The 20,469-nt window shown below is 57.2% G+C and carries 21 protein-coding genes; 15 read left to right on the top strand and 6 right to left on the bottom strand.

Features of this window, described 5'->3' with window-relative positions; genetic code table 11:
- Nucleotides 1-487 precede the first annotated feature (487 nt).
- Together catB and B3Y70_RS09595 are read left to right on the top strand one after the other, a co-directional pair.
- Nucleotides 488-1,123: a type B chloramphenicol O-acetyltransferase gene (catB, locus tag B3Y70_RS09590; RefSeq protein ID WP_011784879.1), complete on the top strand. Its 636-nt coding sequence runs from the start codon at nucleotides 488-490 to the stop codon at nucleotides 1,121-1,123.
- A complete protein-coding gene (locus B3Y70_RS09595; RefSeq protein WP_011784878.1) occupies nucleotides 1,120-1,704 on the top strand; it encodes a hypothetical protein in 585 nt (194 codons plus the stop codon). Before catB ends, B3Y70_RS09595 begins: the two co-directional genes overlap by 4 nt.
- A 602-nt stretch (nucleotides 1,705-2,306) precedes the next feature.
- Here B3Y70_RS09595 and B3Y70_RS09600 read toward each other — a convergent pair.
- Entirely contained in the window at nucleotides 2,307-2,612 is a 306-nt protein-coding gene (locus B3Y70_RS09600; protein WP_014421613.1) for a hypothetical protein, read from the bottom strand.
- Between the two features lie 238 nt (nucleotides 2,613-2,850).
- Nucleotides 2,851-3,039 (bottom strand): hypothetical protein, encoded by a 189-nt coding sequence (locus B3Y70_RS09605; protein ID WP_288589688.1) that lies wholly within the window; start codon nucleotides 3,037-3,039, stop codon nucleotides 2,851-2,853.
- Here B3Y70_RS09605 and B3Y70_RS09610 point away from each other — a divergent pair.
- A complete protein-coding gene (locus tag B3Y70_RS09610; RefSeq protein ID WP_236078988.1) occupies nucleotides 3,010-3,207 on the top strand; it encodes a pirin family protein in 198 nt (65 codons plus the stop codon). The two genes, B3Y70_RS09605 and B3Y70_RS09610, sit on opposite strands and share 30 nt — an antisense overlap.
- Nucleotides 3,146-3,538 carry a pirin-like C-terminal cupin domain-containing protein gene (locus B3Y70_RS09615; RefSeq protein ID WP_049756870.1) on the top strand — a complete coding sequence of 131 codons (393 nt, stop codon included), beginning with the start codon at nucleotides 3,146-3,148 and terminating at the stop codon, nucleotides 3,536-3,538. The genes B3Y70_RS09610 and B3Y70_RS09615 overlap by 62 nt, the downstream gene beginning before the upstream one ends.
- Here the strand turns inward: B3Y70_RS09615 and B3Y70_RS09620 are convergent.
- Both B3Y70_RS09620 and B3Y70_RS09625 read right to left on the bottom strand, forming a co-directional pair.
- Entirely contained in the window at nucleotides 3,535-3,996 is a 462-nt protein-coding gene (locus tag B3Y70_RS09620) for a methyltransferase family protein (RefSeq protein WP_041656281.1), read from the bottom strand. The two genes, B3Y70_RS09615 and B3Y70_RS09620, sit on opposite strands and share 4 nt — an antisense overlap.
- A gap of 29 nt (nucleotides 3,997-4,025) precedes the next feature.
- Nucleotides 4,026-5,489 (bottom strand): malate:quinone oxidoreductase, encoded by a 1,464-nt coding sequence (locus tag B3Y70_RS09625; protein WP_288589685.1) that lies wholly within the window; start codon nucleotides 5,487-5,489, stop codon nucleotides 4,026-4,028.
- A 275-nt stretch (nucleotides 5,490-5,764) separates the two neighbouring features.
- Here B3Y70_RS09625 and B3Y70_RS09630 point away from each other — a divergent pair, with 275 nt between their 5' ends.
- The 4 genes from B3Y70_RS09630 to B3Y70_RS09645 are packed head-to-tail and all read left to right on the top strand — an operon-like array spanning nucleotide 5,765 to nucleotide 11,392.
- The gene (locus B3Y70_RS09630) at nucleotides 5,765-6,949 is read left to right on the top strand and encodes a thiamine pyrophosphate-dependent dehydrogenase E1 component subunit alpha (protein WP_011784874.1); all 1,185 of its coding nucleotides are present in this window, start codon (nucleotides 5,765-5,767) and stop codon (nucleotides 6,947-6,949) included.
- Nucleotide 6,950: 1 nt separating this feature from the next.
- Nucleotides 6,951-7,928: an alpha-ketoacid dehydrogenase subunit beta gene (locus tag B3Y70_RS09635; RefSeq protein ID WP_011784873.1), complete on the top strand. Its 978-nt coding sequence runs from the start codon at nucleotides 6,951-6,953 to the stop codon at nucleotides 7,926-7,928.
- Nucleotides 7,929-7,954: 26 nt separating this feature from the next.
- The gene (locus B3Y70_RS09640) at nucleotides 7,955-9,541 is read left to right on the top strand and encodes a dihydrolipoyllysine-residue acetyltransferase (RefSeq protein WP_011784872.1); all 1,587 of its coding nucleotides are present in this window, start codon (nucleotides 7,955-7,957) and stop codon (nucleotides 9,539-9,541) included.
- A gap of 9 nt (nucleotides 9,542-9,550) precedes the next feature.
- Nucleotides 9,551-11,392, top strand: a complete 1,842-nt coding sequence (locus B3Y70_RS09645) for a protein kinase domain-containing protein (RefSeq protein ID WP_011784871.1) — start codon at nucleotides 9,551-9,553, stop codon at nucleotides 11,390-11,392.
- Here B3Y70_RS09645 and B3Y70_RS09650 read toward each other — a convergent pair.
- Nucleotides 11,385-12,374 carry an XdhC family protein gene (locus B3Y70_RS09650; RefSeq protein WP_011784870.1) on the bottom strand — a complete coding sequence of 330 codons (990 nt, stop codon included), beginning with the start codon at nucleotides 12,372-12,374 and terminating at the stop codon, nucleotides 11,385-11,387. The two genes, B3Y70_RS09645 and B3Y70_RS09650, sit on opposite strands and share 8 nt — an antisense overlap.
- A gap of 209 nt (nucleotides 12,375-12,583) precedes the next feature.
- Between B3Y70_RS09650 and B3Y70_RS09655 the strand changes: the two genes are divergently transcribed.
- Nucleotides 12,584-13,483, top strand: a complete 900-nt coding sequence (locus tag B3Y70_RS09655) for a peptidoglycan-binding domain-containing protein (RefSeq protein ID WP_278349974.1) — start codon at nucleotides 12,584-12,586, stop codon at nucleotides 13,481-13,483.
- Nucleotides 13,484-13,505: 22 nt separating this feature from the next.
- On the opposite strand, the gene B3Y70_RS09660 is transcribed toward B3Y70_RS09655, so the two are convergent.
- Nucleotides 13,506-14,087, bottom strand: a complete 582-nt coding sequence (locus B3Y70_RS09660; protein WP_011784868.1) for a hypothetical protein — start codon at nucleotides 14,085-14,087, stop codon at nucleotides 13,506-13,508.
- 123 nt (nucleotides 14,088-14,210) lie between these two features.
- Between B3Y70_RS09660 and B3Y70_RS09665 the strand changes: the two genes are divergently transcribed.
- From B3Y70_RS09665 to B3Y70_RS09690, 6 genes are all read left to right on the top strand, one after another.
- On the top strand, nucleotides 14,211-15,266 hold the full coding sequence (locus B3Y70_RS09665; RefSeq protein ID WP_011784867.1) for an NAD(P)-dependent alcohol dehydrogenase: 1,056 nt from the start codon (nucleotides 14,211-14,213) through the stop codon (nucleotides 15,264-15,266).
- A gap of 128 nt (nucleotides 15,267-15,394) precedes the next feature.
- Nucleotides 15,395-16,363 carry a beta-ketoacyl-ACP synthase III gene (locus tag B3Y70_RS09670; RefSeq protein WP_011784866.1) on the top strand — a complete coding sequence of 323 codons (969 nt, stop codon included), beginning with the start codon at nucleotides 15,395-15,397 and terminating at the stop codon, nucleotides 16,361-16,363.
- A gap of 117 nt (nucleotides 16,364-16,480) precedes the next feature.
- On the top strand, nucleotides 16,481-17,485 hold the full coding sequence (gene cysP, locus B3Y70_RS09675) for a thiosulfate ABC transporter substrate-binding protein CysP (RefSeq protein ID WP_011784865.1): 1,005 nt from the start codon (nucleotides 16,481-16,483) through the stop codon (nucleotides 17,483-17,485).
- Between the two features lie 9 nt (nucleotides 17,486-17,494).
- On the top strand, nucleotides 17,495-18,367 hold the full coding sequence (gene cysT / locus B3Y70_RS09680; protein ID WP_011784864.1) for a sulfate/thiosulfate ABC transporter permease CysT: 873 nt from the start codon (nucleotides 17,495-17,497) through the stop codon (nucleotides 18,365-18,367).
- Nucleotides 18,368-19,225 (top strand): sulfate ABC transporter permease subunit CysW, encoded by an 858-nt coding sequence (cysW, locus tag B3Y70_RS09685; RefSeq protein ID WP_114435251.1) that lies wholly within the window; start codon nucleotides 18,368-18,370, stop codon nucleotides 19,223-19,225.
- A 1-nt stretch (nucleotide 19,226) separates the two neighbouring features.
- Nucleotides 19,227-20,348, top strand: coding sequence for a sulfate/molybdate ABC transporter ATP-binding protein (locus B3Y70_RS09690; RefSeq protein WP_288589683.1), 1,122 nt, complete (start codon nucleotides 19,227-19,229; stop codon nucleotides 20,346-20,348).
- Nucleotides 20,349-20,469: the final 121 nt, after the last annotated feature.

The following is a 20,469-nucleotide window of genomic DNA, read 5'->3' on the forward strand; positions in this document are numbered from 1 at the left end:
GTTTCCGGTTCTCGGAAGGCTTGGTTGAGCTTCCTACAGCCAAACTACAGGGAACGGTCCATGGCTTCATGCTCAAATACTGCGTATAAACAGGTTTCATGAACAAATGGGGCCGCTATTTCGTTAACTAATGGCTTTGCATTGCCGAACCATTGAAGCGGCTCATTGTTCTTCAGGACTGAATTAAAAACCGGTTCGCAGTGGAGGATCTAGAACGTTCGCTTTTGTTTATAGCGCCCCCTGCTACTCATGCCTGTTACGCGTTCCCAATCATGCGGTTCCAGCGATATTCATCCGAACGCCAAGTCGGACCACGAATTTAGCACCTTGTGTGATCGTCCAGCATACCCTGGGGTTCCGGCTCCGAAATAGAACCTGTGAGTAGTGCAGCCCCTACTTTGTTTGCCCCGGGCCCGCTAAACTTACCAGAATGGGCTAGCCCTCACAGCCAGGAAACCCACAAGGAATCAGGAGCTTTCCAGACCCCATGACCAACCATTTTGAGGGCCCCTTCAAAGGCGAGTTTCTCGCAAACCAGGTGACTAACCCAAACATCAGGGTCGGGCGATACAGTTACTATTCCGGTTATTACCATGGCCATTCATTCGACGATTGCGCCCGGTATCTCATGCCTGATCGTGATGACGTTGATCGGCTCGTTATCGGCAGTTTCTGTTCCATCGGCTCCGGTGCATCATTCATCATGGCAGGCAATCAGGGCCACCGGCACGACTGGGTTTCCGCGTTTCCGTTCTTTTATATGATAGATGAAGCCGCCTTCACCAGTGCCTTGGATGGATTTCAGCGGGCTGGCGACACGGTGATTGGCAGTGATGTATGGATCGGCTCAGAGGCAATGATTATGCCCGGCATCACCATCGGTCATGGCGCCGTTATTGGAAGCCGTGCGCTGATCACCCGGGATGTCGAACCCTACACGATCGTGGGCGGCAACCCAGCGAAAACTATTAAACAGCGCTTCTGCGACGAAGACATTGCGCGGCTTCTGGAGATGGCCTGGTGGGACTGGCCGCTGGACGACATTCAGGCTGCGATGCCACTACTCTGCTCTGGTAACATCCGCGATCTGTATCACTATTGGCAGGAGTCCGTCCGTTCATGAATCCCCTTCTAATGCTGCTATTTCTGCTCTGGAGCGGCTTTGCTCTGGCAGACCCTGCCTCCCTGCCAGACGAGCTTGCCGAGGAGGCCGGCATGCTGGGAAGCATACTCAGTGATGGGCGGGCGGTTTTCTATCCCGAAAGTGCCTCTTACCTCTCCCTCTCATCGCTGAATGGCCCCGGGTACAGCAACGGTGTTGCCGTGCTCATGACTCTGGGGGGCTGGGGAGGCGGAGCAACCAACAATCAGTACCTTGCCTTGTACGCCATCAACGACAGCATTGCTGGCGTGTCGCCGGTCAAGACCTATCGCTTACTCTCTGTTCGTCACGTTGGGGGCAAGGGTGACCGCCTGTTCACTGGCGTTCGCGAAACCGGAAAAGGCCTCGTCCTGTCCGGGTTTAGCTATGCGGCTGAAGACCCACTCTGCTGCCCGGCCAAACCACTGGAGGTCACCTTCACCTTCGGGGAGCGCGGCGAGCTTCTCCCGGCAGCCTCGCCAACGCAACCCTGGCAGACCGCAAATCCGATGAGGCCCGCTCGGAGCAGGCTCAGCCCGCCCCCTATAGCGGACAGATCGTGATTCGCGGTGAAATTCAGGATCGCGACGCTGAGTACCATGCAGCAAAACCGGCCCCATACAGCGGTCAGATTGTTATCCGCGGCCAGGTTCAGCCCGAAAGCCACGGCTGAGCTATAGCTGCTTCATTTGCGTCTTGGAACCAGAGACGGTGCGTTTTTGGTTTCGAAGCAACACATAAGCCTCCCGAGCGATCTCCTTATATCGGTTACTCCAAAGCTCACTTTCAGTTGCCGCAGCCATGAAATGCTCATCTCGTCGTTGTTCGTCAGGTATACGGGCAAACCTCAGCGCGGTACCTGTGAGCAGCTTGCACTTCGCTGATCAGAATTTTCGTGGGGTGCGCACTCAGTTTTCAGGCAACAAACGCGCGGCTGGCGGACCCGACAGCGCAACAAAACCCGGCGAAACACACGCCACGCACCGCCAAACAGTTCGGCGAAAAATTCGGCACGTAGTCGGGCATTGTCACGTTCGATTTCACGGATTTTTGGATCCGGGTTATGGAAGGCCATTGCATCTTCTCCCTGCTCTCTGAAAGCTTAGCAAAATCGAGGCAATGGTGGCGATTTCGACACGCGCCACATTCGGGCGAATGAAAGCCACTACAGCGACTGGTGCAAAAGGTCGAGCTGGGAATCGCCCACCAGTGTTCGTTCGCGCTCAAAGATCAGCCAGGTTCGGACTCGGCTCTCTATCTGATTTCTGTTGCGACAAATCCAGGTATAGCGGCCGGCAGGATCAGAGACACATTCCATCTGTGCGCCGTGTTTGCGGGCAATCGCCATGTGTCGCTTAAATGTCCGGTCAGGCATGTTGGCATAACGTCTTCGGATCTCATCTGAAGTCAGATCAGCGTTATCCAGCACAGTGGTAATGAGCTCAAGGGTGGTCTTGAAATCGCGGTACATAGACTCTCTGGAGGCGTCATGCCAACAAGTGGCACGAGCTTCTGCCGGTGCCAGTTTCTGGCGTAGCCGCCGGCGAGCGGTAAATTCGCAGCCTGGGCACACCAAAGCGGGCGCCAATTATAGCGATGCCAGCTGTTGGCACAAGTATTGAGCCAAGCCAAACTCTGGCATAGCCATCGTTCCCATTTGACACTTTCCCATGCTGGCACCAAGCTCCAAGAGCACCACTTAATTGAACTCAAGTCCGGAGCTGACCATGAGCAATCTCGCGCCCGACACTGAAATGGATTTCCCCATCACCGAAGAATGTGGCGCCATAGTTCAGCTCCTTCAGCCCAGAAACCGTGACCTCGGGGGCTTTTCGGTAAGGCGGGTTCTGCCGGTAATTGGCCGGAGAATGATCGGGCCATGGATCTTTTTTGATCATATGGGGCCGGCCCATTTTGCGGCCGGGGATGGCATTAACGTGCGCCCTCACCCCCATATTGGCATTGCGACCGTTACCTACCTGTTTGAAGGTGAAATCCTGCACCGTGGGAACCGCTTTCGCTGCCGCGTCGCCGGTCAAGACCTTTGCCGATACCCTATACATTGAGGCATGGCTGAAACCGGGGCAAAAGCTTACTCTGCCTGATGCCGAGGAACGAGGGTTGTACGTTGCCAAAGGAAAGCTGCGGGCAGGCGGAACGGAGGTGCCTGAATATTCCATGGCCGTTTTGGCGGCTCACGAGGGCGTTACGGTTGAGGCGATTGAAGATACCCGGATCGCCCTTGTTGGCGGCGAACCACTGGGTCGACGGTTTATTGAATGGAATTTTGTGTCCAGCCGTAAGGAGTGTATCGAACAGGCCAAGGATGACTGGCAGAACCGACGTTTTCCCACCGTACCCGGTGATGAAGAAGACTTTATTCCCTTATCCGGCTAGAACCAGCGCCCAACCCGTGAGGCGTACTGGGTGTAGTCGTCACCGAATAACGCCCGCATGTGTCGTTCCTCGGGTTTGATCTGGAAGCGATTCATGTACAGCATGAACAGAGGCAGTAACAGAGCGGCAAATACACTGCCCAAGTACAGGCTCCACGCAATAAGCATCAGCAGAAATCCGAGGTACATGGGATTGCGGGTGTAACGGTAAATCCCGTCAACCACCAGGCTGGCAGACTGATGGGGCGTACGAGGATCCACGGTGGTGCCTGCTGCACGAAATGCCAGAACGCCGGCCAGGGCAATACCTGCGCCAGCCAGGACCATGAGGGTGCACAGAATCAGCCTGCCCGGAACGGTAAAATAGCCAGACGGCAACAGCCTCGAAATAGCCCACATGGCCGCCCCGAAAAGGATAACTAGAACAACGGGTGGAACCTTGAGTTCAAGTGCTTTCACTATTTGTGTTCGTCCCTGAGAACGTTTGGCTAAGCTGGTATCTCTGACTGGATGCCCAAGGCTGAGTTTACGGCGTCCCGAATCTCGCGATACCGCTCCGGATTGCTGATCAGTGTATCCAGATTGTCCTCAGGGAACATCTCTTTCAGCTTGGATCTGGCGGACTCTCCAGCAAATACCGCCGGGAACAATTGCTCCAGGGCACGCAGCATCACCTCAGGTGACACCGAGGCGCCAGGCGACGCCCCAAGTATTGTGCCGTAGGTTTTATCCTTCGACACGATAATCTCTGTACCCATCTGCAGATCCCCATCCTTGATGATCTGTACCCGCTGGCCAGCCTCAATAGGCTTCCAGTCAAACCTGGAGCTCAGGCCCGGAGCGAATTTCTCCAGCGACTCCAGCATGCTTTTCTCGCCTTTGAAGGTCTCAGAAACCAGGTATTTCACGAGAGCGAAATGCTCTATCGCGACGCTCAGCAACCCGGGGATATCGTGCAGGCGCATGGCCTTCAGATAATCAATGAATCCGCGCCCTTTTTCCAGAACGGGCTTGAATGAGGCAAATGGGCCGAACAGCAAATAATGCCTGCCATCAGCCACCCGCAGGTCCAGATGCGGTACAGACATTGGAGGTGCACCAACTTCCGCCTTGCCGTAGGTTTTTGCGCGGTATTGACGGGCCTGCTCTTCGGTAATTTCCGCCTGCAGAAAACGCCCGCCCACCGGAAAACCGGTGAACCTCCGGGCAAACGGTAAATGACTTTTCTTGAGAATGGGGAAGGCACCCCCGCCCGCGCCAACAAACAGTATGTCGGCCCGATGCTGAACGGCAGCGCCCCGGGTTTGCGTTTCTACCAACCAGCTCCCCGCTGGGTTTCGGTGCACCCGCTTTACATGGACGCCATACTCGACTTTTACGCCCAACTGCTTCGTCGCATATTCCGCCATCTGTTCAGTCAGGGAACCAAAATTCACATCGGTTCCCGTTTCCACAACGGTCGCTGCCATTTTCTCGTGATGGGGACGGCCGTCCATGGTGTAGGGAATCCAGCTCTTGATCTCGTCAAATTCCTCGGAAAAGCGCATGTGCTCAAAAAAGTGGTGGGCGGACATTTCCTTGAAGCGTAGCTTGAGTTCCTCGATGGACGGCTCGGAGACCAGGGTGCAATGGCGGGTCTGGTTGATGAAGCTAGCGGGCTCTTTTATCGCACCTTTTCGAACAAGGTAGGCCCAGAACTGCTTGGCAACGTTGAACTGGGCATGGATTTTCAAGGCTTTCTCCACCGAGATTACCTCGCCATCCACCGGCGTATAGTTAAGCTCGCAGTTGGCCTCGTGGCCCGTGCCGGCATTGTTGAAAGACCAGGAGTTGCCTGCGCCCGGGCTGTCCAGTCGCTCCAGAATGGTGATATCCAGTTCGGGCGCCAGTTCCTTCGCCAGGGTGGCAAAAGTGGTTCCCATTATCCCTGCGCCGATCACGATCACATTCATATGCCTGCCCACCAGAGTCCGTTTAATGAAGCTATTCAATAGAGTACCTGTATTGACGTTAGCATGCTTGCGGCCAACACGGAAAATTCATCGGTTTGGCTCAGTTAAATAAAAATCCGCATTCTGGGTCTACCCGATGGATGCAGTTTACGTTAAGGTAAAGGTAAGCCTGGAATGATCCACATCAGATTTCCCCAGGTTGTCTACAATGACATTAACGACACGCCCACAAGGCGTGTTTTGTTTCCTCAGGCCAATACCCCAGGAAGAGGACTATGACAACAACAAAATCGAAAGTTGTGTATTCCCCCTCGTTCACCGATGGTGCGGAATTCCGTATTCCCACGTTCAAGCTCCTGAAGCAGGATGGCAAGCTCTATAAGAGCGCCAAAGCGCCGGATCTTGAAAAAGAGAAAGCCCTTCGCATCTACCGGGCCATGGTCACCACCCGGATTCTCGATGAGCGTATGCTTGCTGCCCAGCGCCAGGGGCGTCTGAGCTTCTACATGCAGTGTACCGGTGAAGAAGCCGCCGTGATCGGCAGCGCCGCCGCGCTGGATGATAACGACATGATCATGGCGCAGTACCGGGAGCAAGGCGCCCTCGCCTACCGCGGTTTTTCCATCGACGAATTCATGAACCAGCTTTTCGGCAATGAGCTTGATTACGGTAAGGGCCGGCAAATGCCCGTGCACTACGGCTCGAAAAAGCTGAATTACATGACCATCTCTTCGCCCCTGGCCACCCAGATTCCCCAGGCCACCGGCTATGCCTATGGCCAGAAGCTGGCGGGAGACGGCCACTGCACCATCACCTATTTTGGCGAAGGCGCCGCGTCCGAGGGTGACTTTCACGCGGCCCTGAACATGGCTGCAGTCCATCGCGTACCCGTCATCTTCCTGTGCCGGAACAACGGTTATGCCATTTCCACCCCCGCAGCCGAACAGTTCGCAGCCGACGGCGTAGCACCCAGAGCCTATGGCTACAAGATGGACGTTATCCGGGTAGACGGTAACGACGTACTGGCCATGTATGAAGCCACCAGAGCCGCCCGGGAGCTGGCCGTCAAACACAATCGACCGGTATTGATCGAGGCCATGAGCTACCGCCTTGCGGCCCACTCCTCCTCCGACGACCCGTCCGGTTATCGCAGCAAAGACGAGGAAGCGGTATGGCGCGAGAAAGACCCGATCCTGCGCATGCGCCTGTGGCTGGAAAGCAAGAAATGGTGGAGTGAGGACGACGAAAAACAGTTCCAGGAAAACATGCGCCGGGAAGTGCTGGAAACCATGAAGCGGGCGCAGAAGCGTCCGCCACCAGCCCTCGAAACTCTGGTTACCGATGTCTACGACGAAGTACCTCCCATGCTGGCCGAGCAGTTTGAGAAACTGAAGGCTCACATACGTCGATATCCGGATGAGTACCCAAAGAGCGCCGAACACGTTAAGGGAGGAGCGTGAGATGACCAAGATGAATATGCTCCAGGCCATCAACAATGCCCTGGATACCGCCATGGCGGCCGATGACAAAGTGTTGTGTTTCGGTGAAGACGTGGGCGTTTTTGGCGGCGTGTTCCGCGCTACCAGTAATCTTCAACAGAAATACGGCAAGTCCCGCTGTTTCAACACACCGCTGGTGGAACAGGGCATCATCGGTTTTGCCAACGGTCTGGCCGCCCAGGGCTCTGTGCCGGTGGCGGAAATCCAGTTTGCCGACTACATCTTCCCGGCCTTCGATCAGATCGTGAACGAATCGGCAAAATACCGCTATCGCTCCGGCAACCTCTTTAACGTTGCTGGTCTGACCATTCGTGCACCCTACGGTGGTGGCATTGCCGGCGGCCTTTACCATTCGCAATCTCCGGAAGCCTATTTTGCCCATACCCCGGGCCTCAAAATCGTGGTGCCCCGCAACCCCCATCAGGCCAAGGGCTTGCTGTTGGCTGCCATCCACGACCCCAACCCGGTACTGTTCTTTGAACCCAAGCGCCTGTACCGCGCGTCTGTGGGCGAGGTGCCAGATGAAGATTATCGCCTGCCTCTGGGTGAAGCCGAGATCACCAAGGAAGGCACTGACGTGACCATTCTTGGCTGGGGCGCCCAGATGGACGTGATAGACCAGGCGGTTGAGCGCGCTGAAAAGGAAGGCATTTCCTGCGAGGTGATTGACCTCCGGTCGATCCTGCCCTGGGATGTGGAAACCGTGGCCAATTCCGTGCTCAAAACCGGGCGCCTTGTGATTACCCACGAAGCTCCTCTCACTGGCGGCTTTGCCGGCGAAATTGCAGCGACCATTCAGGAGCGCTGCTTCCTGTACCTGGAATCTCCCATTGCGCGGGTAACCGGGATGGACACCCCCTTCCCGCTGGTGCTTGAGAAGGAGCACCTGCCGAATCACCTGAAGGTCTACGAGGCCATCAGGGAAAGCGTGGAATTCTAGGCGGATATCAGGACAGGAGAACAAGCATGAGTGATTTTATTCTGCCCGATATCGGCGAAGGTATCGTGGAATGTGAACTGGTCAAATGGCTGGTAGCCGAAGGCGACGTCATCGAGGAAGACCAGCCGGTGGCCGAAGTGATGACTGACAAGGCGCTGGTGGAAATTCCTGCCCCCTACAAGGGCCGGGTTACCCGTCTCTATTACCAGGAAGGCGATATCGCGAAGGTGCATGCGCCACTGTTCGAGTTGGTGGATGAGAGTGGCGAGGCCGGGGCGCCGGCACCAGCAAGCGCTGAAGAGTCGCCGCAGGTAGATGCTGCCCCGGAAGCTGTAGCCAAAGCGGAACCCTTACAAAGCGGGGACGATAACGCGACTGAAGACTTTATTTTGCCCGACATCGGTGAAGGGATTGTCGAGTGCGAGGTGGTTGAATGGCGCGTCGCCGAGGGCGACGAAATCGAAGAAGATCAGCCGGTGGTGGACGTGATGACCGATAAGGCCATGGTTGAGATCACCGCCCCCAAGGCCGGCCGAATCACCAAGCTCTACCACGAGCAGCAATCCATGGCGCGGGTGCATTCACCGCTGTTTGCCTTCATCCCGCGGGATCGTGAAGAGGCTCCTCAGCCAAAGAGTGAATCCAGGCCGTCGGCGGACGCCGCGCCCACAAAAGCGACACCGGTGGCAACCGGCACCCGGGCCCGGATTCCAGCAAGCCCGGCGGTCCGTCGGTTGGTGCGCGAGCACGAGCTGAACCTGGGCGACATTGCCGGTTCCGGCAAGGATGGCCGGGTGCTTAAGGCAGATGTTCTGGCGCATTTGGAACAGCCCAAATCAGAGCCCAGCGCCACCGAACGTCAGGTTGACCCCGGCACGGCGCCTCGCCGCCACGCCGAAGGTGATCAGCAAGTCCGCGTGGAACCGATCAAAGGCATGAAAACGGCCATGGCCAAGGCGATGGTTCAGTCGGCAACCACCATCCCTCACTTTATCTACAGTGAGGATATTGATGTAACCGACTTGCTCATGCTGCGGGAACAGCTGAAGCCGGAGGCTGAAGCCAAAGGCACCCGGCTAACGCTCATGCCATTCTTCATGAAGGCCATGGCTCTGGCTGTTCAGGAATACCCGGTATTGAACAGTCAGTTAAACGAGGACGTGACCGAAATCCACTACCTGCCCCACTGCAACATTGGCATGGCGGTAGATGGCAAAGCTGGCCTGGTGGTGCCCAACGTCAAGCACGTTGAACAGCTCACGCTGCTGGGGATCGCCGAGGAAATCGCCCGGTTGACTGAGGCCGCCCGTTCCGGACGTGTCAGCCAGGATGATCTCAAAGGCGGCACCATCACCATTTCCAATATCGGCGCATTGGGCGGCACCTACGCTGCGCCCATCATCAACGCACCGGAAGTGGCGATTGTGGCGCTGGGCCGCACCCAGAAGCTACCGCGTTTCGATGCCAATGGTCAGGTGGTTGAGCGGGCGATCATGACGATCAGCTGGGCCGGCGATCACCGCATTATTGACGGCGGCACCATCGCGCGGTTCTGCAACCTCTGGAAGAGCTATCTGGAGTCGCCCCAGACCATGCTGTTGCATATGGGCTAACGGGCTGTGATGGAGCAGGAAAAGCATCTTCAGCAATTCTATATACCGGAAGAGCAGTCGATCTACCTGCTCAGCCACGATGATGCCAAGAAGCTCAAGGACTGGGTGGCGCTTTGCGTTGCCCAGCTCCGCCAACTGGGTTACCGGGATGTTGAACTGATTGGCAAGGGTGCCTATGGCTTTGTGTTTGCCGGCCGCTTTCCTGGTCTGGATACGCCGGGGCCGGAACATGTGTTCAAGTTCACCCGCATCAACCTGCCCCAGCACCTCCAGGATCGTCTGGAAGACGAAGCCTTCATTCTGGAGCAGGTGCACCACCCCAGAGTACCGCGACTGATCGCCTTCCAGCGCGCCAACAACCAACCTATCCTGGTCATGGAGCGCGCTGCAGGGCTCAACCTGGAAGAGGTCTCCCTGCAGGAAGGCCGCCTGAAACCCCGGCTTATTATTCGAATTGCCGATCAACTGGCGGATATCCTGCGCTGCCTGCGCCGGGAAAACGGGCCCGCCGGCCGCCCCATTGTTCACGGCGACATCAAACCGTCCAATCTGGTGTTTGATGCCCGTACCGAGAACATCGCGCTGATTGACTGGGGGTCCTCGGTGTTCGCCCAGCTGGATGCCAATCAACAGTTCGTCACCGCCAATGTGATGGAACTGATGTCGGATAACCTGCAGCAAACCAATGCCAGACTGGGCGATGTCTATTTTATCGGCGAGGAGCAGCTGAACGGCGGGCTCTCCTCGCCCCGCTTTGATGAACAGGGGGCTGCCGGAACCCTGTATGCCCTCGCCTCTGCCCAATCCTGTCGGTTTGGGCACCGGGCGATTCCAGCTGCGTCTCTGGGGCTTCCCATGGAATTTGCCCGAATGCTTGATGGCATGCTGTCGCCCGACCCGGAGACTCGCCGCAAGGCTGGTGATTACTACTTGCGGGAAATGCCCCGAATGGCCCGCACGGTGATGATTGACCTTCCGGCACGGCCGACCACTCCGCAGGTGCCGGTATGGGTGCGGGCGTCCGGGCAGGAAATTGATACCGTGGTATACAGTTCCCGGAAGTCGTTTTTGCGGGAGGAAGGTGCCCCGGAGACCCTGAGTGATGTGAACGACGTCCAACTCGACCGCTACTACAAGAACTTCATGCAGGGCATGGGGGAAACCGAGAAAGCGTTTCTGGCGGCGGTCAGTCGGCTCGGGCGCTACCCTGTGGAAGGAGGCCTGGCGGTACGCTGGGAAACCGACGGTATCTATATCGATACCTCTCTGAACCTGCATGATCCGACGTTGAAATCGGCCTTTGTCCAGGCCGTCAATAACATGGTGTACCTGGCCCAGGCCATCTACCGCAAAGGGATATTCAAAAGCTGCCTGTTCAACGCCCGTAACACCCTGCACATTGATCGTGAAGATCAGGGCCAGCCGTTTCTGGTCTCCCCCGGCATGAATCTACACTACGAAGTGAGCGCAGCGCCGGAAGTGGAAGATGAAAGCCGCGTGCATTCCTATTTTGAGGATGGCCCCGACCCGGAAGAATTCCTGGTATTACCCGAGACGATTATCCGGGCACTGGAACGGTTGAACGACATTCACCACACCGGCATGATCATCTTCGAAGCCCTGCCCCGGCACCTGAAGATCCACAGCCATTACCGGCTGCTGGACCCCGAGCGGGAACCGGAATTCCGGACGCTGCTGGACGAGATCCTGTCTGCGGTGGAGCAAATCACCGGGCTTGGCGTGTCCGGATATATGAAGATGCCCTACAAAGACACCCGGTTCTTTCCGCACATCGAGCGGCTGCCCGACCGGTACTACCCTCGAAACCCGCGAGCCGAGAGCGTTAATTGACCGCCCGGAAAAGCTGGCGCCGGGCGCGAACCACATCCGCCATAATCGACAGGGCAATCTCGGCCGGTGTCTTGCTGCCGATATCCACCCCCACGGGCATATGAATACGCTGAATCTCGGCCTCAGTGAGCCCGCCACTGCGTTTCAACCGTTCCGCCCGGGCTTTTGAAGTGCGCATTGAGCCCATGACACCGATATAGCCCGCTGGCGTTTTGACCGCGGCCATCATCGCCAGATCATCGATCCTTGGATCGTGCGTGGTGGCCACTACGGCCGTCGAGGGGGCGCAGGCACCGTCTTTGCCAAGGTATACGGAGGGCAGTTGGGGAATAAACTCGACACCTTCGGGCAAATTGTGGGTGCCGGCGATGTCTTCCCGTGGGTCGCAAAGCACCACCTCATAACCCAGACCCAGAGCAAACCGGGCGCAGGCGTCCGCTACGGTTGAATATCCGGCCAGAATCAATCGCGCGACGGGTGCGACGACAATCTTTATGGTCTCGCTACCCTGCTCCCAAATGACCCGGCTACCGTGATCATCGACAGGGTGGAGACTGACGTTGCCACCAGCCAGGCCTACTTCCCGCTCCAAAGCTTCACCACTTGAAAGCCGTTGCAGCAGCGTCCGCAGCTGATCGACAAAATGTGACTCCGGAGATCGCTTTTCCACCAGTACTTCCAATGCGCCTCCACAGGGCAGCTTCACCTTTGGATTGCGGTTTTCCTCGCTGTCGCCACCATATCTAATAACAACGGATGGCAAGGTATATTCCCCCTGCACCAGTCGATCCAGGAAATCCTCTTCAACACAGCCGCCGGACAATGACCCAACATGCGCTCCGTCGGCTTTCGCTACCATCATCGCTCCGGGTTCCCGGGGGGAAGAGCCGAACGTGGACAGCACGGTGCACAGCCAGATCGTCTGCCCTTGCTCCAGCCAGTCAATGGCCTGCTGTATAACGCGATAATCGAGATTCTGCATGCTTGCTCTACCAAAACTGCCGGGGACGCCCTGCCCGTTCTGTGCCTGATGGGTTGTGACAATACCAGCAACCTCCGCAACATCCTACGGGCACCTTGCGCCAACTTGTTAACCACTTCATAGGCGCAACTATTAATCCCTGATACCGTGAAGACACTCGGTAACAATATGTAAACAACAATACCAAAGAGCCTCTGGAGGGATTCGCCATGAAACGCTCACCGTTGCAGGGACGCCGCAAAACCGCCGCGCAAAGTCTGGCCGTTGTCTCAAGCATTGCCATCTGTGGCTGGGCCCAGGCAGCCTCTCCCACTCATACCGTCTTTGCTGCGGAAAATGCGCTTTATGGGTCCGGTTACGATATCGGCACGGCCGACGGCTGGATAGACGCCAAGCTGCGAACTGCCATTCGTCAGTATCAGTCCGATCGCCCAGAGCTCTCGGCAAGCGGAAATCTGGATTCAGCCACGCTCAAATCCCTTGGTGTTGAGGCGGCTCCGGCCCTAACGATCCAGAGCAATTCTGTGGCTTCCCGGTCTGCGGCACGTGGTCAACTTGGAATTACCGCAAAAGTCCCGTCACCCGCCCGTTCCGTTGCCGCTGTCGCACCAGAGCCCAAGCCGGAGCCAATTCCCGAAGCTCAGGAACCTGAACCGGAAACTGTCGAGCCAGAGATCGTGGATGCCGCAGAACCGCGAGAGATTCAGGTTGCGGCCCTGGAGACAGCAGCGCAATCGGTCCCAGCAGAAGAATCTGAAACCGGTCCGGATGAAAGCCAAACAGAACAGCGTGTTACAGAGCTTTCTTCATCCGTTGCCGAAAGCAGTCAAGCGCCAGTCACCGCAGATCAGGACTCGGCAGAAGTTGTCGAGGTGGTCACTGGTGATAACGAAGAGCTGATCGCCCAACTGCCCACCGAGCCTACCGCAGCGGGCCCGGACGAGCCGCTCGTTGTTGAAGAAGAACCGGAACCCGTGATTGTTGATGCGCCAGTGGCAAACGCCAGCGAGCCGGTTGCCAATCAGGAAGCCCAGGCAGAACCGCGCCCCCAGAGCAGCGGCGGTTTCTTCTCCTGGCTGTTTGATTTCTTTTTCGGCTGGATAGCCTGATCTGATCTTAAAGGCGGCAGGCTCAGTCCTGCCGCTTCATGCGCTCCACATCGGCTTTCGCATCTCTCAGGAAGGATTCAACCGTCTCGCCGGGCAGCAGCAACTGCTGTTCAATCATTGAATCCCGCCAGTCTGATTCTTCAAAGATGCAGCGATATTCATTGGGAAATTCTACATACAGGCGCTTGAAGTACTCCCGCGCGAGCACCTTGTTGGGTTCCTTGCGGCGCGACTGCAACACCGCCATGTTGTACAGGGCACCGGCCCGGATATGATCCGGCTGACTTTCATCCTGATAGATCTTATCCAGTCGGCCCAGCACCTCATTCAAACCGGTTAACCGGTATTCCTTGAGAATCTCCGCCGCAGACTCCATTACCCGGTCTTCCCCGTGCCTGCACGGAGAGTTGGCGTGGTCTTCGACGTACTGATCCACCGCCCGCTCCACTTCATGGCGGTGCTTGTGGTCCTGTTTCTGCTCATACACAAAGCCGGTGCCCACGCCGGTGGCAATGGTGCCCGGCATACAACCGCTGACCAGGCCCGCGCCCAGCGCGATTGCGCTCGCCAGCCACACAGCTTTAAGAGATTGCGTGTTTGTCATCTGGTCATCCCTGATGGAGTGGAATACGTAGGTTACAATTGAACTGTGCTGAGTTACACAAGGTAACTGTCCTGCCGCGGCAGAACCGTGATCCTTGTTCTAAAACTGAAAAGGAGTGAACGAATGGCCAATACCAAAGCATACGCCGCCACTGCACCGGATTCCGGCTTGGCCCCCTACGCCATTGATCGCCGGGAACTCCGTGCTGACGACGTAGCGATCGAGATCGACTACTGCGGTGTCTGCCACAGCGACCTCCACACCGTTGAAAATGATTGGGGTGGCTCAAAATATCCGGTCATTCCGGGCCATGAAATTGTTGGCCGGGTTACCGCCGTTGGGCCAGAGGTCAGTCACTTCAAAGCCGGCGACCTGGTGGGCGTGGGCTGCATGGTAGACAGCTGTCGCAGTTGCTCCGCCTGCGACTCCGGCCTGGAGCAGTACTGTATTGAAGGCTCCACCATGACCTACGGTAGCCTGGACCGCCACGATGGCTCGGTCACTCACGGCGGCTATTCCGAGCGGATTGTTGTCAGCGAACGCTTTGTTGTTCGGGTGCCGGAAAAACTCGACCCGGCCAGTGCGGCGCCCATTCTGTGTGCAGGCATCACCACCTATTCACCCCTAAAGCATTTCAAGGTCGGAAAAGGCCACAAGGTAGGCGTGCTGGGGATGGGCGGTCTCGGCCACATGGGCGTGAAATTCGCCAAGGCGCTGGGTGCCGAAGTCACTATCTTTACCCGTTCTGAAGCCAAGGTGGCGGAAGCGAAGAAGCAGGGTGCGGACCACGTCATCATTTCCACCGACAAGGAACAGATGAAAGCCGCCGCAGATTCCTTCGATTTTCTGCTCGACACCATTCCTGTAGCCCACGACCTCAACCCGTACCTGAAGTGTCTGAAGTACGACGGCACACATATTCTCGTGGGTTTGCTCACCCCAATTGAACCCGCCCTTCAGGCCGGCCTGCTGGTGACCAAGCGCCGCGTGGTAGCCGGCTCTCTCATTGGCGGAATGCCGGAAACGCAGGAGGTTCTGGATTTCTGTGCGGAGCACGACATCACCTGTGATATCGAGATGCTGGATATCCGGAACATCAACGAAGCCTACGTGCGCATGAAGAAAGGCGATGTGAAGTACCGCTTCGTCATTGATATGAAAACGTTGAAAGAAGGCTAATCTCCCACCCCTTGCCCGGGCGCCCAATGTGTCGCCCGGGCAGTCTTTGACAATCCGCTAATAACCAATCCGGTTGCAAAGGTTTAGCATGGGTCTATCGTTACCCTATAAACCCTTGGAAATTGTCCATGACCTTTGCACGCATTGCCGGAACCGGTTCCTATCTGCCGGATAACATCGTTACCAATCGCGACCTGGAACAGAAGGTGGAGACCTCTGATCAGTGGATCCGCGAACGCACTGGTATCGAACAGCGGCATATTGCCCTGCCCGGACAAAGCACGGTAGATCTTGCTGAACAGGCGGCCCTGAACGCCATTGAGGCCGCCGGCATTGAAGCCACGGATATTGATCTGATTGTTTTTGCCACCACCACGCCGGACAAGGTGTTCCCCAGTTGCGCCTGTATCCTGCAGGCCCGGCTCGGCATTCAGGGCTGCCCCGCCTTTGATATTCAGGCCGTCTGCAGCGGTTTCGTCTATGCGCTGGCCACTGCCGAGAAGTTCATCCGTACCGGTTCAAGCAAAAAAGCGCTGGTGATCGGCGCGGAGGTATTCTCCCGCATCCTTAACTGGGAAGACCGTACCACCTGCGTGCTTTTTGGCGACGGCGCCGGCGCTGTTGTGCTGGAGGCCAGTGAGGAGACCGGTATTCTGTCTACACACCTGCACGCCGATGGACGGTATGAAGAGTTGCTGCACGTCCCCTGTGGCATCGCCAACGATTTTGATGCGGTAAAGGCCGGCCAGGCGTTTGTGGAAATGAAAGGCAATGAAGTCTTCAAGGTGGCAGTGAACACGCTCGGCCGGATTGTCGATGAAACCCTGGAGGCCAACCAGATGCAGAAATCCGAGATCGACTGGCTGGTTCCTCATCAGGCCAACCTGCGGATTATCGCTGCCACGGCGCGCAAACTGGACATGCCCATGGATCAGGTAGTGGTGACCGTCAATCGCCACGGCAACACGTCGGCGGCATCCATCCCGTTGGCGCTTGATGAAGCCGTCCGCGATGGTCGAATCCAGCGTGGGCAGGTTGTGTTGCTGGAAGCCTTTGGCGGCGGCTTCACCTGGGGCTCGGCACTGCTACGCTATTAATTGCCGACTCTCATATGCCAAACAAGCCTTTGAATATTTATTTTTAATATTTTTCGTTCTTAAAACCTTTTGTTAGATTGCTCCTCAGATTAGAACCATCATTCTGAGGAGCTCGTCATGAAGCAACTGTTCAAGGGAATCGCGCTCGGCGCCGCCCTGCTCTCCGCCCAACCGGTACTGGCTGCAGACCGGGAGCTGCTCAACACCTCTTACGACATCGCCCGCGAACTGTTCGCTGCCTACAACGAAGAGTTTAAAAAGCACTGGCAGGAAAAGACCGGTGAAACGGTCGAAATCAAACAGTCCCACGCAGGTTCATCCAAGCAGGCGCAGGCCATTATCCAGGGCCTGAAAGCCGATGTTGCAACGTTTAACCAGGTGACCGACATCGACATCCTGCACCAGCGCGGTCGTCTGATTCCTGAAGACTGGGCCGATCGCCTGCCGAACAACAGCTCGCCTTATTACTCAACCATGGCGTTCCTGGTACGCGAGGGTAACCCGAAGAATATCGAGAACTGGGACGATCTTGTTCGCGAAGACGTTCAACTGGTGATGCCGAACCCTAAGACCTCTGGAAACGGCCGTTACACCTACCTTGCCGCTCTGGGCTACGCCCAGGACCAGTTTGGCGACGATCAGGAAAAAATTGATCAGTTCATGGCGGACCTGCTCGGTCAGGTACGCGTTTTTGACAGCGGCGGTCGTGGTGCCACCACCACATTCGTTGAGCGCGGCATTGGCGATGTCCTGCTGACCTTCGAGTCGGAGGTTCTGAACATTGCAGACCGTTTCGAGAACGGTGAATACGTGGCTGTCACGCCGAAGGTAAGCTTCCTGGCTGAATTCCCGGTGACGTGGATTGACGACTACGTTGAACAGAATGGCACCGCCGAGCTGGCCAAGGAGTACCTGGAGCACCTCTATACCGAAGACTCCCAGCGCCTGCTGGCAGGCTTCAACTACCGTGTTCACAACGACGCCGTGAAAGCCGAGAATGCCGATCGCTTCCCGGAACTGAAACTGCTGTCCATCGAAGAGATTGCCGGTGGCTGGGAAAACGCCATGAGTACCCATTTCAGCAGTGGCGGCAAACTGGACCAGTTGCAGCGGCGCCGGTAAGAGCAAGCCATGCCCACCTCCGCTCAAGCAGGCGTCGCCCCCGTGCGGCGCCTTGGTCGTCGAAACAAACGGGTATTGCCGGGGTTCGGTCTGAGCCTCGGCATTTCGCTGTTTTTTGTCAGCCTGGTTTTGCTGCTGCCGATGACCGGGCTGGTCGTTGAAACCTCCGGCATGACCTGGGACCAGTTCTGGTTCACCATCACCGATCCGCGCGTGGTGGAGTCCTACAAGGTTACCTTATGGACGGCCCTTGCAGCGTCACTGTTCAATGGCCTGTTCGGGTTGCTGTTGGCCTGGGTGCTGGTTCGCTATGAGTTTCCGGGCAAGCGCATTGTCGACGCCGTGGTCGACCTGCCCTTTGCCTTGCCAACTGCTGTCGCCGGCATCACCCTGGCAACGCTGTTTTCCCAGAATGGCTGGTACGGCCAATGGCTGGCCAAAATCGGTGTGGAGGTTGCGTTTACACCCCTGGGCATCGTTGTAGCCATGGCATTTACCAGCATCCCGTTTGTGGTGCGTACGGTGCAGCCAGTGCTTGAGGAGCTGTCGCCAGCCGATGAAGAAGCCGCTGTTAGCCTGGGGGCATCTGACGGGCGTGTGTTCCGCAAAGTTATCTTTCCTTCGCTGTGGCCAGCCCTGGTGACCGGAATCGCCCTGTCTTTCACCCGCAGCCTGGGCGAATTTGGTGCGATTATCTTTATCGCCGGCAACACGCCTTACGTCAGCGAAGTCACCAGCCTGATGATCTTCATCCGTCTGCAGGAGTATGACTACGCGGCCGCCAGTGCCATTGCCTCGCTGGTATTGCTGGCGTCGCTGATTCTGCTGTTCTCCATCAACCTCTGGCAGGGTCGCTACCTGCGCAGGCTGGAGGGTCGATAGATGGCTGCACAAAACCGCCGTATTGGTGACCAACCCTGGGTGCGCCGCAGCCTGATCGGGCTGGCCCTCGCAATTACTCTGATCATTCTGGTGATTCCCGTAGTGGTGATCTTTACGCAAGCACTGAGCACAGGCTGGAGCGCTTTTGCCGGCAATGTCCTGGATGAATACACCCTGGATGCCATCGGCCTGACTCTGTTTGTGGCCGCACTCACGGTGCCGCTTAACCTGGTCTTCGGGACAGCCCTCGCCTGGTCTGTCACCCGGTTCCGTTTTCCCGGGCGCAAGCTGTTGATCACCCTGATCGATATTCCATTTGCGGTGTCACCGGTCGTTGCCGGTCTGCTGTATCTGTTGCTCTATGGCCGCAACGGCTGGCTGGGCAGCTGGTTAAGCAATTACGACGTTCAGTTGATGTTTTCCTGGCCCGGCATCGTGATGGTAACCGTGTTCGTAACCTGCCCGTTTGTGGCCAGAGAGCTGATCCCCTTGATGCAGCAACAAGGCAGCGAGGAGGAGGAAGCCGGCGTGGTGCTGGGCGCTTCCGGCTGGCGGATCTTTCGCAAGATCACGCTACCTAATATCAAGTGGGCGTTGATCTACGGTGTGGTATTGACCAACGCCCGCGCAGTGGGCGAATTCGGTGCGGTCTCGGTGGTATCCGGCAATGTTCGCGGAGAAACCAACACCTTACCGCTGCATGTTGAACTGCTTTATCAGGATTACAACATTGTCGGGGCCTTTGCCAGCGCTTCGCTGCTGGCGGGTATCGCCATCCTGACACTGATTGCAAAGGCATTCGTCGAATGGCGTCAGTCCCGAGCTGAACACGCGACGCCCGAAGAAGGAGGTGCGTGACATGAGTATCACCATTGACCAGATCAACAAGAACTTCGGAGGATTTCAGGCGCTGAAGAATGTGTCTCTGGATATCCCCGAAGGCCAGCTCACTGCCCTTCTCGGCCCCTCTGGTTCGGGCAAAACCACCTTGCTCCGTATTATTGCCGGGCTGGAGTCGTCAGATTCCGGCCGCATCCTGTTCGGTGGTGACGATGTCAGCCAGCTACACGTTCGCGACCGCAACATCGGGTTTGTGTTTCAGCATTACGCCCTGTTCCGGCACCTGACCGTTGCCGAGAACATCGCGTTCGGCCTGGAGTCGCTCCCCAAAAAGCAGCGCCCTTCGAAACAGGAAATCCGCCAACGGGTGGCCAAGCTGCTGGAAATGATCCAGTTACCAGAACTGGCCAAACGCTATCCGGCACAGCTGTCTGGTGGACAGAAGCAGCGTGTTGCTCTGGCTCGCGCGCTGGCAACCCAGCCTCGCATTCTGCTGCTGGATGAGCCCTTCGGCGCCCTGGACGCCAAAGTCCGAAAGGATCTGCGCCGCTGGCTGCGTGCGTTACACGACGAGTACCACTTCACCAGCATTTTCGTGACCCACGATCAGGAAGAGGCGCTGGAGCTGTCAGACCAGGTGGTGGTTATGAGCCAGGGCCAGGTGGAACAGGTGAATTCACCGACCGGACTGTATGCCCGGCCAGAAAGCCGGTTCGTCTTCGATTTCCTGGGCCACGTCAACGTGTTGTCGGGTTTGGTGAAAGGTCAGAAACTGGTTCAGGGCGATGCCTGGGTATCCTTGCCGGGTGTCCGTCACGATCAGGAAGCCCAGCTCTACCTGCGCCCCCACGAGGTTCAGCTGTCCCGTTCGCCCGCGGCCAAGGCCCGCCTGCCGTTGCGCATTGAGGCCATCAGCCTGATCGGCTCGGAAGTGCGTATTGAACTTGCCCCGGAAGGCTGGCAGAGCGATGAAATCTGGGAAATCGGCATGAGCCATGCGGAGTTTGCGCGCCAGAACCCCACCCGCGGAGAGCTCTGGTACGCAGTACCGGACGTTGGCCACCTCTTTGTCGCCGACAGCGTTCAACCGAGAACGATCGACTGGCAATACACCGAGGCCGCCAACGCCAGCAATATGTGACTGGCGGTCAGGTGGTTACCCACCTGCCGTCGTCGTAGCGCAGAGTCTGGTCGCCATCCACTCGGTGCAACCAGAGCCAGCGGTTTTCCACCAGAGCCCGGACATCCGCGTTACCCCGGAT

The sequence above is a fragment of the Marinobacter sp. UBA5687 genome (assembly GCF_002420325.1).
GTDB classification, from domain to species: domain Bacteria; phylum Pseudomonadota; class Gammaproteobacteria; order Pseudomonadales; family Oleiphilaceae; genus Marinobacter; species Marinobacter nauticus.